The following is a 14854-nucleotide window of genomic DNA, read 5'->3' on the forward strand; positions in this document are numbered from 1 at the left end:
GATATGTTGTATCATAACATTCTTGCAGGAGATCTTCAAAAGGCAAGTCAATTTTGGGTGATGTTTGTTCATCGCCAAAGCAGGCATTGGTTGACGGCATGGAGCCCCGAGCAGATCACACAGAGGCTTTGGATCGATTTCCCGGAGGATACTGCCATGCGCATCAGCCATGAGGCGATCTATCAATCCCCGTATATTCAGGGACGTAGCGCCTTGCGCCGGGATCTGACAGCATGCCTGCGTTCTCGCCGTGCGCTGCGCGGACCCCGCGAACGCGTCAGAGGTCGCGGAAAATCATTCATGACGGACGCCATCATGATCAGCGAACGGCCACCGGAAGTGGAAGATCGGGCCGTTCCCGGACACTGGGAGGGCGACCTTATCCTTGGCATGAACAGTTCGGCGATCGGCACGCTTGTCGAACGCAGTTCGCGCTTTACGATGCTGCTGCACCTGCCGCGCATGGACGGCTATCAACGCGGCCAGGGGATCAAGAACGGTCCTCCTCTTGCCGGACATGGCGCGCAAGCTGTTCGTGAAGCTATCGCCGGGCCCATGTGTAAACTTCCTGAAAAGCTACGCCAGTCACTGACTTGGGACCAAGGCGCAGAAATGGCGCAACATACCCGGCTGCGCTTCGAAAGCGGGCTTGAGATCTATGTTTTTGACCCGCAAAGCCCCTGGCAGCGAGGATCGAACGAGAACACCAACGGCCTGCTACGCCAGTACTTCCCGAAAGGCACCGACCTGAGCAATCATAACGCCCGTGAACTGGATGCAGCTGCTCACACCCTAAATACCCGGCCTCGCAAAACTCTTGGATGGAAAACACCTGCAGAAGCTCTCGACCAATTCCTCGCTGGGCAGTATGAAGCCAGTGTTGCGATGACCGGTTGAATCCGTCGCTTTGAGATCAGGGTTATAGTGTGCGGCAGCAAGGGCAGGCATGGATGGGGTTTGCCTCGCGTTGGCGTGTTCACAGCGGATAGAACTCTCGCTTTTGCACTGGCTGGCTTCGCGCGTGACCAGGGCGAGGACGGCGAGATATGCGGCCTGCTTGTTATCGGGGCGGCCGAGTTCAGCCATCTGCGCCTGCGGATTGCTGCGGGCAGGTCGTATTGACGGTTGCAAGGTGGCTGCCATGCGGGCCAGCAGCATGGCGTCAATGGGATCGGTCTTGGCCAGCGTGCCGGTGACTTGGGTAAAGCGCCGGGTGCGCTCCGGGTTGAGTTTCACGCAGAGCCAGTCGGCCAGTGCTGCCTCCAGCGCCCGATTTAGGTGGAGGTTGCCTAATAGGCGACCCTCTCGATCGACCACGGTCGCAAACATGCGATCAACGCCTTGTGGCCTTTGGCGGTGTCGGCGAACTGGCGCTCGGCGCCAGCGGGGTGAGCATGGCAGTCGAGGCTCGCTTTGGAGATTTCGATGCCAATCGTCCGTGGTAGATTATCACTCATCTTTTCCGCGGTCCTATGCATATCATTCGGGCCAAAAACTCCGGTATCCGTTTGGGCCGGCGTGGCCACCCCGGTCCAAACGGAAGAGGAATCGTGGCTGAACTATTGACTACTAATTCAATAGACATTGATTCCATTATGTGCTGGCAATCTTTCTGGCTTGGCCGAAATATGACGCGCTAAAACGATTTTGCCACAATCGGAGATGATACCTTGAAGATCGAAACCCTTGCCATCCATGCCGGCTATAAGCCCGATCCCACCACGCGATCAGTGGCTGTGCCGGTGTATCAGACGGTTGCCTATGCCTTTGACAATGCGCAGCACGGCGCAGATCTGTTTGACCTCAAGGTGGCGGGCAATATTTACACCCGCATCATGAACCCCACGCAGGATGTGCTGGAGCAGCGCGTTGCGGCGCTCGAAGGGGGCATTGCCGCGCTGGCGCTGGCCTCGGGCATGGCGGCCATCACGGCCGCCATCCAGACGCTGGCCGAGGCGGGCGACAATATCGTTTCCTCCACCACGCTTTATGGCGGCACGTATAATCTGTTTGCCCATACGTTGCCCCAGCAAGGCATCGACGTGCGCTTTGCCGATCCGCGCGATCCGGCGGCCTTTGCCGCGCTGATCGACGATCGCACCAAGGCGGTGTTCTGCGAAAGCGTAGGCAATCCGCTGGGCAATGTCACCGATTTTGAAGCGCTGGCGGCGGTGGCTCATGCGCGCGGGGTTCCGCTGGTGGTGGATAACACCGTGCCCAGCCCCTATCTGTGCCGCCCGTTTGAGCATGGCGCGGATATTGTCGTGCATTCGCTGACCAAATATCTGGGCGGCCATGGCAATTCGGTGGGCGGCGCGATTGTGGACTCGGGCAAATTTCCATGGGCCGAGCATAAGGACCGCTTTCCTCGCCTGAACCAGCCAGATCCGTCCTATCATGGCGTGATCTATACCGAGGCGCTAGGCGCTGCGGCCTTCATCGGGCGGGCGCGGGTGGTGCCGCTGCGCAATATGGGGGCGGCGCTTTCGCCTTTGAATGCTTTTCTGATCCTGCAAGGGATTGAGACGCTGGCGCTGCGGATGGACCGCATTTGCGACAATGCGCAGGCGATTGCTGAGGCCTTGCAGGCACATCCCAAGGTGGCCTCGGTCAATTATGCTGGCCTTGCCGATCATCCCGATCATGCGCTGGTGGGCAAATATCTCTCGGGCAAGGCCAGCGGCATCGTCTCCTTCAATCTCAAGACCGATGACCCAGACCCGCGCGCGGCGGGCGCACGTTTCCTCGATGCGCTGCAATTGTTCACCCGCTTGGTCAACATCGGCGATGCCAAGTCGCTGGCCACCCATCCGGCCTCGACTACGCACCGTCAGCTGAATACGGAAGAGCTGGCTAAGGCGGGCGTGTCGGAGGGCATGGTACGGCTTTCGGTCGGCATTGAGCATATCGACGATCTGCTCGCCGATCTGGATCAGGCTCTGGCGGCCGTTTGATCGGATCGGCTGCAATCCCTCCATGCGCGGGCAGGATTCATGGTTAGACTCTGAGATATTTTTCAAGTCTCATTTCGGGTCACCATGATCCAGCCTGTTTGGGGCTATTTCGCTTCATTTCTCCGATTCTTGCGTGCCGGATGCGCTGCAGGCCAAGGGTCGGAGAAATGTGAATTGGTGAGGAACTGACGGTCCGTCAGACTTTCGAGAAAAGCGACCAGATCGTCCTCCTGATCCGGCGTAATATCGAAGCCGCCCAGCAAAGGGTCCTTCAAGGGGCTGTTGCGCCCGTCAGAGCGGTGCCCGTCCACCATCGTGACATGTCCGCCTGCGGCATAATGGCGGATCACATCGCGCAAGGTCGGCAAGGAGCCATCATGCATATAGGGCGCGGTGACCGCCACATTGCGCAAAGAGGGCGTGCGGAAACGGCCCATATCTTCGGCGCGGCCGGTGTGTTCCTTGATCCCCACCGCGTCAAAGGGATAGGCGCCCTTGCCATCGAGATCATAGAGGCCGTTGTTGTGATAGCCCACTTCCGGCTGGCGGCTGCGCGCCGAAGCGAAATTATCGGTGAAATTGGCGCCGGTATGGCAGTGATAGCATTCCAGATCATGCGAAAAGAACAGCGCCTCACCGCGCTTGGCAGCATCGGAAATGGCGCTGGTCTGGCCACCATATTTGTAGCGGTCATAGGGCGCGTTATAGCTGATAAGGCTGCGCTCGAAGGCGGCGATGGCTTGCGTGATGCGTTTAAGCGTTACCTCCCCGCGCGAATCCGGAAAGGCACGACCGAACAGCGGCAGATAGGCTGGATCGGCAGAGAGGCGTGCGATCATCGCCTCTTCACGCCCTTCCATCGCCATTTCGGGCGGAGAAATGCCGAAGATCGGGATCAAAGCCTGATGCTCGAGATGTTTGAGCAGCGGATTGCCCCAGGTCAGCACCGGAAAATAGGCGACATTGGCGAGGCCCGGCACATTGCGCGTGCCCACTTCGCCGCCCACGCCCACACCCTTGGCGCGCGCATCGGCAAAGCCGTGGCTTTGAAGATGGCATGAGGCACAGGCGATCGTGTCATCTGCGGAAAGGCGGGCATCGTAGAACAGATACCGCCCCAACTCGACCTTGGCCGTGCTCATGGGATTGTCGGGCGTGGGCGGCGGCGGGGGCATCCATGCCGGTAAGTGCCAGTCATAGAGTGCGGCGGGGCGCAGCGCTCCGGTCAGCGTGACCAGCGCGGCCAGCGCCATGATCCAGCGGGAAAGATGCTTCATGGTTCAGCGCTCCGTGAGGGCATAACGGATGGTGACGGTCGAGCGGAATTGTCCCTCGGGTGGCGGGGGCAAGTGGGCGGCGTCGAACAGCGCGGCGGCGGCTTCGTCTATGTCGCCATAACCCGAGGAACGGACGAGATCGGTGCGGGTGATTCGCCCCTTGGCGTCCACCACATAGGCGAAAGTCACCGCACCGGAGATATGGGCGGCACGGGCGGTGGCGGGATAGCGTTTGAGCCGGTTCAATTCGAGCGCGACCAAAGTGCCGTAATCGGGCTTGCCACAGCCGGTCGCAGGTGTGTCGGCGCGCTGGGCGCTATCGCCTTGAGCGGAGACCGGCGAGGCAGGGGGGAGGCTGACGCTCAACGCCGACCCGCTCCCCGCAGGTGCGAGAGCGGCGGCGGAGACGGCTTGCGGAGATGCTGCGCTGTGGCTGGCTTGATGCGGTCGGGCCTGTGGCTGGCGCGGGGCAGGCCGTTGCTCTGCCTTGGCCTTGCCGTGGTCGGCGGAGGGCAGCACCAGCGCCACGCTGATCGCCTGGCCCATCGCTGGCGTGGATGGCGCCGCGGGCAGGAACAGCGCCGCCAGCGCGCCATGCCCCGCCAGCACCAGCCCCCAAGCCAGTGGCCGCAGCCAGCAGGGATGCAGCAGGCTCATCGCGGGGCCGCCGCCGGATCGGCGATGATGCCAAAGCGGGTGAAGCCACCCTGCATCATCCGGTCCATCACCGCCACCACGCGGCCATGCGGGGTGGCGCGGTCGGCGTTGACGAGGATCGGGCGGGCCTTATCGCCCTGAGTCTGCGCGGCAACCTTTGCCACCAGATCGCCTTCCGTCACTCCCTCATGCCCCAGCGCCAGCGAGCCATCGGCGCGGATCGAGATCACCACCGGCTCGCGCTTGTCCTGCGGTCGGGCAGCGGCGGCCTCTGGCAGGTCAACCTTGATGCTGGCCACCAGCATCGGCGCGGTGACCATGAAGATCGCCAGCAGCACCAGCATCACATCCACCAGGGGCGTGACGTTGATCTCCGCCAGCGGGCGGTGGCCTGTTCCGGCAAGGCGTTGTGATGGGCGCATCAGGCGCGCTCGGCCATCAGGCGCGTTGCCTGTGCCGCTGCCAGATCGGCAAGCCGCATGGCAAGCCGACTCAGTGTCGCCCCAGCCGGTTATAGCCCACCATGGCGGGGATTGCGGCGGCAAGGCCAAAGGCTGTGGCGGCCAGCGCTTCGGCAATTCCGGGGGCAACCGTAGCGAGGCTGGTGTCGCCCGCATGGGCAATGCCCGCAAAGCTGCCGATGATGCCCCAAACCGTGCCGAACAGTCCCACAAAGGGCGCTGCCGATGCGGTGATGGCAAGGCCGGTCAGCCCACTTTCGGCCTCTTCGACGATGCGGCGCGCGGCGCGCAGCATCGCGTCCTCGATCCGCAAGCGGACCTCGCCTGTGGTTTCGCCGGCGAGGTGGCTGGAGGCTTCGCCACCCCCAGCCTTGGTCATGGATGCGAGCAGGGCTGGCTCTGCGCCCTGTTCCGCCTGCTCCACAGCGCGGGCGAGGCGGCGGGTGACAAACACGCCTTCGGCAATCAGCACCCACGCATAGGCCGAAACCAGCGCCAGCAGCACCAGCACAGCCTTGCCCACGGGCCCTGCGACCGCAAACAAGCCGAGCGGTGTGAGTTCGATCATCGTGCCTTCACCAGCTTTTGAGCACCGGGCGCGACGCCGTTGAAGGGCAAGCCCAGGCGATAGAATAGAGGCGCGCAATCAGGATCGTTCACAAAGCTCATGCAACCCGACGAGGTGCGCGGCGTGTTGGCGAGCAGGTTCGATTCCGCCAGTGCTTCGGTAGGATCGATCACCACGCCCTTGGCCGGATCAAAGCCTGTGAGCCTCACAGCAATGCGGTTGGGGTTGGCACAAGGCGCCTTGGGCGCGGTGGTAACCGAGGCCGAGGCGCATTCGGTGGAACCCAGATGGATCGACCAATGCGATGGCCGCAGCGGGTTGAACGGATCGGCAGAGGGGGCAGGGATCGGATCGGGCAGGCTGGAGAGTTCTATCTTCCAGAAGCGGAAGCCCAATTGCCATGCCCATGCCATCGAGGTCATGTTAAGCGGGGGCGGCGCCTGCGTCACATCGCCGTGGTTGAGTTCAAACGGGACGCCGACGGTGAAGGCGATGCCGGTATAGTCCCCCTTGGGCGCGGTGCCGCGCAGGGTGGTGTTGGTGGCACTGGTGCCATTGGCGCAATTGGCAGTGCCATCCTCGAAATCAATGAGGGCCACGCCCTTGTATTGCCATTGGCCATCCTGATCGAGGGCAAGGGGCACGGCTGCGCCATCCTTGCGGATCAGCGCCACCTCGGAAATGTAGAGCCGGAAATCACCGACGCGGGCGACTGCGGGAACCTTGCCCAGCCCGCGATATTCGGCAGAGCAGGTGAAGGGCTTGCCCGCGATTTCGGCGGCGAAGGGAATCGAAAAATGTTGCGGCGCGGGCGCGGCTTGCGCGGCGCTGCCGACCAGCGTGGCGGCGGCGATCAAAGGGGTAAGGCGCATGGGAAAGCTCCTTGAAAGGCGGCGGGAAGGGGCAGCGCCACCTTCCCGCCAGCAGGGATCAACGGGTCAGGCGCAGCGACAGGGTGAAGCTGCGCGGACGGCCGAAGCTGTTGTAGGTGTTGGTGCCGCCAAGCCGCGTGTAATAGGTCACGTCAAAGACGTTATCGACCAGCGCGCTGACGGTCACATTGCGGTTCACACGGTAGTCCGCCGACAGGCTGGTGACGGCATAGGGATATTGCGTGCGCAGCAGATTGGTGCCTGTAGTGCCCGCATAGGTGCGCGATTGATAGTTCACCCCGCCGCCAAGGCTGAGCCCCTTAAGCGTGCCCTGACCGAAGTCCACCTTGTTCCACAGCTTGAACTGGTCATGCGGATACCAGCCCGACAGATCCAGCCCCTGACTGCCGCCGCTGGCCACATCATAGCGCGCATCCATGTGGGTGTAGCCGCCGATCACCTGCCAATGAGGCAGAATGCGGCCCGAGATCTCGGCCTCATAGCCCTTTATCGAGACGCGCCCGATCGAAAGATAGAAGCCGGTGTTGAGCGGATCGGCATAGGAGCGGTTGCGCTCGCACGTGTCAAACCAGGCGATGGTGGCGTTCAACTGGTTGTTGAACAGCGAGGCCTTGAAGCCAGCCTCCACCTGCGCGCCAATGCGCGGGGGCAGGATTTCGCCGCTGACATATTTGACCGTTTGCGGCACGAAAATGTCGGCATAGGAGGCATAGGCCGACAGCCACTTGCGCAGATCCAGCACCACACCGCCATAATAGGTGGGCTGGCTGCGTACCCGCAGCCCGACCGACCACGCGCCGGGCGTGGGTGAGGGGGCGATGGTCTGCGATCCGCTGTCATAATCGGTGAGGCGGACCCCGCCGGCCAGCGTCAGGGGCTTGGCGGGCTTCAATCGCAATTGCCCGTAATAGCCTGATTGCAGATTGGTCGAGAGCGAGCCGCTGTTATAGGGCAGATCGAAATCGGGCACGGCATTGGGGTTCAGGATCGAGACGCCGGTGATATTGGCGGTGGGCCGCACCAGTTCGCCCCATGAGCGGTAATAGCCACGGGTGTAGCCCGCCAGCACCTGTTGCTTTTGCCCGAACAGCTGGATCGATCCGGAGACAAAGGCATCCAGCGTGGTGCGCATATAGGCGTAGAGCGCGTGGCGGCGGACATAATCGACCGTCAAGGTGGGGGTTACGCCCGACGAAGGGTAGGCGTCGTTGAACTGGAACCATTGCGCGCGCTGGGTGAAATTGACCTTGGCCAGCCAGTCACCGCCGAAATGGTGTTCTGCCTCGGCGTGGATTTCGGCGGTGTCCCACTTGGTGAAGGACCAGTCTGGATAGACATTGGTGCTGCGCGGCAGGTTGATCGGCGCGCCGGTGGCATAGGCCGGATTGCCGGAGAAGGACGGGCCGACATAATTCTGGCGCGTATAAGACACCGAGATCTGGTCGCGCGCCGTGACATCAATGTCGAGCACGCCATAGCCCGTCCAGCGGTCCTCGTGGGCGCGGTCGTAGAAGAAATCCTTGCTGTTGTGCGAGAACACGCCCCGCGCACGGATCGTGCCTGCCTTGTTGAGCGGGCCGCCCAGATCGCCTTCCTGCAGGAAATTGCTCCACGATCCGCCCGAAACGCGCGCGGTGAGGGTGGGCACATGTTGGGCACGCTTCTTCACCGTGTTGACCACGCCCGAGAGCGTGCCATTGCCGATGAGGATGCCGCTCGGGCCTTTCAGCACCTCGATGCGGTCAAAGATGGCGGTGTCGAGTTGCTGCCAGCCCGAATTGCCGTTGAGATTGGCCGAGCCGTCGCTCATGGTTTCGAGCGCGCCGCCGCGTGCGATGAACTGGCCCTGCGATTCATCGTTGGACACGAAAAGGACGCCAGGCGTCCAGTTCATCGCCTCGTTGAAGGTGTTGAGGTTGAGGTCGGTGAGCGTCTGGCGCGTCATCACCGTTACCGAGGATGGCGTCTCGCGCAAGGTGGCGGGCAGTTTGGACAGTGTTGTGGTGCCGCGCGCGGCATAGCTCTTGGTGCCATCGCTGTCGGCATGTTCGTCGCGCACTTGTGGCGCGGCGGCGATGGCGTTGACATTCACATCGGGCGTGGTGCCGGTCGATTGGGCGAAGACAGGCGTGGAGAGTGCGAGCGCGAACAGGCTCGCACCCGAGAGGGTTTTGGCAAACATGGGAATCTTCCTGAATGAACAACTATTGGGCGTCTCACGGACGCATCGGGTTCAGGTCAGGATCGGCGGCCCGCGCACGGGTGGCCGCGCATTGGCGCGCGTAGCCAGCGGAAAGGCTGACTGTGGTTGGTAACCGAGCGCAAGGATGAACAGGATGGCCAGAGCCAGCAGAACGGGATCGACGCTGCTCAATGCGGCATGACCGAGCGAGGAAAAGGCGCAAGTGGCCTTGACGTGCTCGGCACCATGCTTGCCGGGGGTGGTATCCTTGGCTGGGATCGTCAGGTGGTAGGAAGAGGCGGTGTTGCTGGCCGAGTCCGAGCAGATCCTGATTTCCAGAACCTGAGGGCCAGTTTTAGCCATGTAGCCTGCGGGCACGAAGGCGCGCATCATCAGCGCCACAGCCAATAATGCCATGGCCCATGCGCGATGGCGCAACAGAACGCTGCGAATCCCCCTCATGGCCGGTGCCCTACGCCCAATCAGTGCGGTTGGGAATTGTGCAAAATCAAACAAACACCAAGAGCATGGACATTGAATGACGATACAATGTATCCTTGGGATATCAAAGGGCGTGAAACACGCATTGTCCGATGCCTGGCTGCGCAGACAAGGTCGCGGAGCTCACCAATATGGAATCCTTCTATGACCACTGCCGACCGCCGCCAATTCTTGCAATCCGCCGCTCTGGGGGCGCCATTGTTGCTGGGAGGCATGGAGGCCGCCGCGGCCCAAGGAATGTCTGAGCCACATGGCCTCAAGCCGAATTCGATCATTCCGGCCGATCTGCCCAAACTTTTCGATGTGGACGTCTCGATCCACAATCTGGAAAACGGATACTGGGGCATCATGCCGCGCGTGGTGGCACAGGAATATCAGCGTCAGAGCGCCTTTATCAATGAGACCAATTCGATCTGGGCGCGCAATGTTCTTCCAGGGGGTGCCTGTCTGGCCGCCGGCGGGCGCGAGGCACGCGAAGCGATTGCGCGACAGGTGGGATGCAGCGTGGACGAGATCGCGATTACCCAGTCGGGCGCGCAGGCGATCGATACACTGATCCTCAATTATCGGCCCCTGAAAGCGGGCGATGCAGTGATCTGCTGTGATCTGGATTACGACGCCATGATCTCGGCAGTTGAATGGCTTGGGTCTCGGCGTGGGGCGCAGGTGGTGAAATTCTCCATGCCTGAACCGGCGACCGCCGCTAACATCCTTGCCGCCTATGAGGATGTGTTAAAGCGCACGCCCAACGCAAAACTCATGGTGGTGACGCAAGTGTCTAACCGCACCGGACTTGTTACGCCTGTGCGCGAGATTGTAGCGATGGCGCGGGCGCGCGGGGTCGATACAGTGGTCGATGCGGCGCATGGCGTGGCCTGCCTTGATTTCCAGATTTCCGATCTAGGCGCGGATTTCGTAGGCTGGAGCGTGCATAAATGGACCAGCGCACCTCTGGGCACGGGTGCGTTCTATATCCGCAAAAGCCGTTTGGTCGATATTGATGTCGCCGCTACCCATCGCGATGCCGATCCGGCGGATATTACCAGTCGCCTGCCTTCGGCCACCGTCAATTTCGCGGCTGTGCTGGCCATTCCCAAGGCTGTCGAATTTCACTTCGCCATCGGCGCGGCGGCCAAGGAGAAGCATCTGCGGACCTTACGCAACCGCTGGGTGGACGCGTTGCGCGATGTGCCCAATGTGGAAATCTGCGTGCCCGATGATCCGGCACGCTATTGCACCATGACCAGCTTCCGCCTTAAAGGCATGGACAGCGATGCAAAGGCGCAAGCCGTGCAGGCGCGGCTTTTCGAGAAATACAAGATCCTGACTGTGTGGCGCAAAGGCGTGGCCAAGGCGCCAGTGATCCGCGTGACGCCGGGGCTCTATACTCGGACCGAGGATGTGGATGCGCTGGCTCGCGCCTTGCGCGTCGAACACGCCATGTATGTGTGAAAAATGAAGAGGCGGCCCCCGTTGAAAGGGCCGCCTCTCTTGCCTGCCTTATTCGCCCAAAGGTTCGTCAGGCAGATGCAGTTCATGCGAGACGGCATTGACGATGCCATAGAGCACGGCAAGCCCGGTACCCAAAATCCATGCAAAATACCACATGATGCATTCCTCTCAATAAAGGCCGCTGGACTTGGCCAGCACATGCTCTTCGCTGATCGCGCCGCGCAGCACACGGAACACCAGCCCTGTGTACGCCAACACGATGGGCAGGAAGATGAGCGTGGCGCAGAGCATCACGAACAGCGTGAAATGGCTGGAGGAGGCATCCCAAACCGTCAGGCTGGCTTCTGGCTGGATGCTGGAGGGTAGCAGGAAGGGGAACAGGCTGATCCCCGCCGTGCCGATCACGCCGCTGATGCCAAAGCCGCTGGCGATGAAAGCCGCCAGACGCCAGCGCACACCGGTGAAGGCGGCATGGGCAAGCAGGCCGACCACGCCCACCATAGGGACCACAAACAGCACCGGATGGGAGATGTAATTGTCCATCCAGCCACCGGCCACCATGCCGACATGCTTGACCAGCGGATCGGAAGGGGCATTGGGCGCTACCTCGCTGACGATGCGGAATGCATCAAGTTGCTTGACCCAGATCCCGGCCAGCAAGAACAGCGCGGCGCAGGTGGTGGACAGGATCATTGCTGCTATGCGGGCGCGCATGTTCACTTCGCCTTCGGTCTTGAACGCCAGCCATGCCGCGCCATGACCCGTCAGCATGGTGAGCGAAACCAGTCCGCACATCAGGCCAAAGGGATTGAGCAATTCGAAAAGGCCGGTGCCCTCATAGACCACGCGCATATCGCCCTCGATGCGGAAAGGCACACCAAGGAACAGGTTACCCACGGCCACGCCAAACACCAGACTGGGCACAATGCCGCCAAAGCACAGCGCATAGTCCCAGAAGGCGCGCCATCGTGGATCAGCGATCTTTTGACGGAACTCGAAGCCCACGGGTCGCATGATCAAGGCCGCCAACACCAGAAACAGCGCGACATAGAAGCCGGAGAAACTCGTGGCATAGATGAGCGGCCATGCGGCGAAGATCGCGCCGCCGCCCAGAATGAACCACACCTGATTGCCTTCCCACGTTGCGCCGATCGCGTTGATCGCCACACGGCGCTGGGTGTCGGTGCGCGCGACGAAAGGCAGCAGCGCGGCGGTGCCCAGATCGAACCCGTCCATGATCGCAAAACCGATCAGCAACACGCCGAGCAGGAACCACCAGATGAGACGCAAGGTCTCGTAGTCGAGAGGAAGATGCATGATAATGCCTCCTTATTCAGCGGGCTGCGGGGCAAGACCCCCGTCTTGAACTGGCTTGCGGTCTTTGCCCAAGGCCTTGACCGGCCCGAGGCGGATGTAGCGGCGCATCAGGATCACATCGATCACCAGCAGGCTGGAATAGAGCGTGACAAAGCCGGCTAGGCTGAACCAGATCTTGGCCGGTGCGAGCGAAGAGGCCGCCATATGCACCGGCAGCACACCGGCAATGGCCCAAGGCTGGCGCCCATATTCGGCGACGATCCAGCCCAGTTCGGCAGCGATCCAAGGCAAAGGCCAGCTATAGGCTGCGGCCTTGAGCAGCCAGATCTTGTCAAAGCGGTTCTGACTGGTGGCCCAGAAGGCTGCGCCAAACAGGAATATGAACCAGAAGCCAAGGCCGACCATCAGGCGGAAGGACCAGAACAGCGGCGCGACATTGGGCACGGTATCCCATGCGGCCTTGTCAATGGTGGCGGCATCGGCCTTGCGCGGATCATCGACATAGTGCTTGAGCAGCAGGGCATAGCCCAGATCGCCCGCACGAGCCTTCACCACGGCCAGCGCGGCTGCATCCTTGCGGTTAGCGCGATAGGTCTGCAAGGCGTCATAGGTGGCAATGCCCGAGACGATCTTGCCCTTGGTCTGCGCCACCAACTCATGGATGCCAGGCAATTGCTTGTCGATGCTGTGGGTGCCGATCAGGCCAAGAACATAGGGAATCTTGATTTCGGCAATATTCTCGCGCTTGGCGTTGCTGGGCAGCGCAAGGGCGGTGAAGCTCGCCGGGGCTTCCTCGGTGTGCCACATCCCCTCGATCGCGGCCATTTTCATGGGCTGATGCTCGGCAATGGTGAAGCCGCTTTCATCGCCCAGCACGGCGACCGAGAGCGAGGAGGCAAGGCCAAAGGCCGCCGCCACCGCAAAGGAGCGGCGCGCAAAGGCCAAATGGCGCCCTTGCAGCATATACCAAGCTGAAATCGCCAGCACGAATACCGAGCCGACCACATAGCCCGCGCTGACCGTATGCACGAATTTGGCCTGCGCCACGGGGTTGAACAACAATTCGCTAAAACTGCCTAACTCCATCCGCATCGTGTCGGGGTTGAATGTGGCGCCCACCGGATTTTGCATCCAGCCATTGGCGATCAGGATCCACAGCGCTGACAGGTTCGACCCGAAAGCGACGAGGAAGGTAACCAACAGATGGACGGGGCGCGACAGGCGATCCCAGCCAAAAAACATCAGGCCAACGAAGGTGGATTCAAGGAAAAAGGCCATCAGGCCTTCGATCGCCAGCGGTGCCCCGAAAATGTCGCCCACATAGTGTGAGTAATAGGACCAGTTGGTGCCGAACTGGAACTCCATGGTGATGCCGGTGGCAACGCCCATAGCAAAGTTGATGCCAAACAGCTTGCCCCAGAATTTGGTGATGTCACGCCAGATTTCCCGGCCCGAGATCACCCAGACCGATTCCATGATGACCAGCAGAAACGACAGGCCAAGGGTGAGCGGCACAAACAGGAAGTGGTAAAGCGCGGTCAGTGCAAATTGCAGCCGCGAAAGATCGGAAGGATCCATGGATCAGGCCCTTGTGTCTGGCGTGGGAGATGAGCCCATCGCCTGATGAAAGAAATGGCGTGCCATCTGATCACTGGCTGATGCCGGTTTGGCCGGCGCCAGATGCAGCGCGCAACTCAGTGCCATGAGCACGAACAGTTTGATGCGGACGACCAGCGCGATAGCGCGTTGCAAATCGGTTTTCGGGCGAAGCAAAGCTCCGCACGCCTCGGCAAGCGTGCCAAGGAGAGGTTGGGATGAGAAGGACATGATGTGCCTGTTGTATGGCTGCGGCTGAACCGCCCGCACCGGTGCGGGCAAGATCAAGCGTATGGAGGATCAGGGAAAAGGACGGCGGACGCTGCGCCCCTAACCCGGGGAAGGCCAGGCTGAAGCGCGGTTGCCCTTTGCCCAGAAGGTATCAAGAGGCATCGGGCGTTCTTCTGCGAAGGGAGCAGCAGCGTCCACCGATCCCGGTAACCGCCGGGACATCGGCGCTGTCCGGCTGGGACAGGCTGGCAAAAACGGGGATGCCAAAAGTGCCTGGGCCTGCCCGATCAATCCGGTGCGCGGGGCTCGCGCTACCGGTCCGGTCAGCGAAATTCAGGCGAAGGCTGGAGGGCCGCACTGGGGCGGTAGAATATGGACGCGCGAGCATAGCAGCGTCGCGGGTAATGGTAAAAAGCCGAGCAAGAGAATGAAAACGAGCGCCAGTGCCAGTTGCAGCGGATCTGCATGTGCAACGGCGCCCATGGATAGAGCTGTGAAAGCACAAGGCGCTTCTACTGCCTTGCCACCATGTTTGCCATCGCTGTGCGAGGCAGGCAGCGCCAAGGTCATGGGCTTGACGCTGCTGCCGCTACATATCTGGATGGTGATGGTATGACTGTCCGCCTGATCGGCGATCATGAAACCGGCCGGAACCAGCGCCCGCACACACAATGCCGCCGCCACGATCAACATGGCCAGCCAACGCCGTGAGCGCAGGAAGGTTCGCAAGAAGGACATCACTGCTCCATCAATACATTAAGTGCG

General features: G+C 61.4%; 15 protein-coding genes and 1 pseudogene. 3 read left to right on the forward strand and 13 right to left on the reverse strand.

Annotated elements, in window-relative coordinates; all coding sequences use genetic code 11:
* Positions 1-72: 72 nt before the first annotated feature.
* Positions 73-897: pseudogene (locus PQ467_RS08680) on the forward strand (IS30 family transposase); the annotation flags it as partial.
* Here the strand turns inward: PQ467_RS08680 and PQ467_RS08685 are convergent.
* Positions 793-1329, reverse strand: a complete 537-nt coding sequence (locus PQ467_RS08685) for a hypothetical protein (protein WP_274173052.1) — start codon at positions 1327-1329, stop codon at positions 793-795. The pseudogene PQ467_RS08680 and the gene PQ467_RS08685 sit on opposite strands and share 105 nt — an antisense overlap.
* 341 nt (positions 1330-1670) lie before the next feature.
* Between PQ467_RS08685 and PQ467_RS08690 the strand changes: the two genes are divergently transcribed.
* Entirely contained in the window at positions 1671-2954 is a 1284-nt protein-coding gene (locus tag PQ467_RS08690) for an O-acetylhomoserine aminocarboxypropyltransferase/cysteine synthase family protein (RefSeq protein WP_274173053.1), read from the forward strand.
* 104 nt (positions 2955-3058) lie between these two features.
* Here PQ467_RS08690 and PQ467_RS08695 read toward each other — a convergent pair whose 3' ends face one another.
* The 7 genes from PQ467_RS08695 to PQ467_RS08725 form a co-directional block, all read right to left on the reverse strand.
* Entirely contained in the window at positions 3059-4231 is a 1173-nt protein-coding gene (locus PQ467_RS08695; protein WP_274173054.1) for a methanobactin export MATE transporter MbnM, read from the reverse strand.
* Positions 4232-4234: 3 nt separating this feature from the next.
* Positions 4235-4888, reverse strand: a complete 654-nt coding sequence (locus PQ467_RS08700) for a TonB family protein (protein ID WP_274173055.1) — start codon at positions 4886-4888, stop codon at positions 4235-4237.
* On the reverse strand, positions 4885-5310 hold the full coding sequence (locus tag PQ467_RS08705) for an ExbD/TolR family protein (protein WP_274173056.1): 426 nt from the start codon (positions 5308-5310) through the stop codon (positions 4885-4887). Before PQ467_RS08705 ends, PQ467_RS08700 begins: the two co-directional genes overlap by 4 nt.
* A gap of 70 nt (positions 5311-5380) precedes the next feature.
* Entirely contained in the window at positions 5381-5917 is a 537-nt protein-coding gene (locus PQ467_RS08710; RefSeq protein ID WP_274173057.1) for a MotA/TolQ/ExbB proton channel family protein, read from the reverse strand.
* A complete protein-coding gene (locus PQ467_RS08715; protein WP_274173058.1) occupies positions 5914-6789 on the reverse strand; it encodes an MbnP family copper-binding protein in 876 nt (291 codons plus the stop codon). Before PQ467_RS08715 ends, PQ467_RS08710 begins: the two co-directional genes overlap by 4 nt.
* A 58-nt stretch (positions 6790-6847) precedes the next feature.
* Positions 6848-8992, reverse strand: coding sequence for a TonB-dependent siderophore receptor (locus PQ467_RS08720; RefSeq protein WP_274173059.1), 2145 nt, complete (start codon positions 8990-8992; stop codon positions 6848-6850).
* A 51-nt stretch (positions 8993-9043) separates the two neighbouring features.
* Positions 9044-9454 carry a DUF2946 family protein gene (locus PQ467_RS08725; RefSeq protein ID WP_274173060.1) on the reverse strand — a complete coding sequence of 137 codons (411 nt, stop codon included), beginning with the start codon at positions 9452-9454 and terminating at the stop codon, positions 9044-9046.
* Positions 9455-9637: 183 nt separating this feature from the next.
* On the opposite strand from PQ467_RS08725, the gene PQ467_RS08730 reads away from it, so the two are divergent.
* Positions 9638-10945: an aminotransferase class V-fold PLP-dependent enzyme gene (locus PQ467_RS08730; RefSeq protein WP_274173061.1), complete on the forward strand. Its 1308-nt coding sequence runs from the start codon at positions 9638-9640 to the stop codon at positions 10943-10945.
* Between the two features lie 48 nt (positions 10946-10993).
* Here the strand turns inward: PQ467_RS08730 and cydX are convergent, their stop codons facing one another.
* From cydX to PQ467_RS08755, 5 genes are all read right to left on the reverse strand, one after another.
* Positions 10994-11101: a cytochrome bd-I oxidase subunit CydX gene (gene cydX / locus PQ467_RS08735; protein WP_274173062.1), complete on the reverse strand. Its 108-nt coding sequence runs from the start codon at positions 11099-11101 to the stop codon at positions 10994-10996.
* Between the two features lie 12 nt (positions 11102-11113).
* Positions 11114-12262: a cytochrome d ubiquinol oxidase subunit II gene (gene cydB, locus PQ467_RS08740; protein WP_274173063.1), complete on the reverse strand. Its 1149-nt coding sequence runs from the start codon at positions 12260-12262 to the stop codon at positions 11114-11116.
* 12 nt (positions 12263-12274) lie between these two features.
* Complete coding sequence (locus PQ467_RS08745) at positions 12275-13840, reverse strand: cytochrome ubiquinol oxidase subunit I (RefSeq protein WP_274173064.1); 1566 nt, start codon at positions 13838-13840, stop codon at positions 12275-12277.
* A gap of 3 nt (positions 13841-13843) precedes the next feature.
* On the reverse strand, positions 13844-14089 hold the full coding sequence (locus tag PQ467_RS08750; RefSeq protein ID WP_274173065.1) for a hypothetical protein: 246 nt from the start codon (positions 14087-14089) through the stop codon (positions 13844-13846).
* 333 nt (positions 14090-14422) lie between these two features.
* Positions 14423-14827 (reverse strand): hypothetical protein, encoded by a 405-nt coding sequence (locus tag PQ467_RS08755; RefSeq protein WP_274173066.1) that lies wholly within the window; start codon positions 14825-14827, stop codon positions 14423-14425.
* Positions 14828-14854: the final 27 nt, after the last annotated feature.

The organism is Novosphingobium sp. KACC 22771, assembly GCF_028736195.1.
Lineage (GTDB): Bacteria > Pseudomonadota > Alphaproteobacteria > Sphingomonadales > Sphingomonadaceae > Novosphingobium.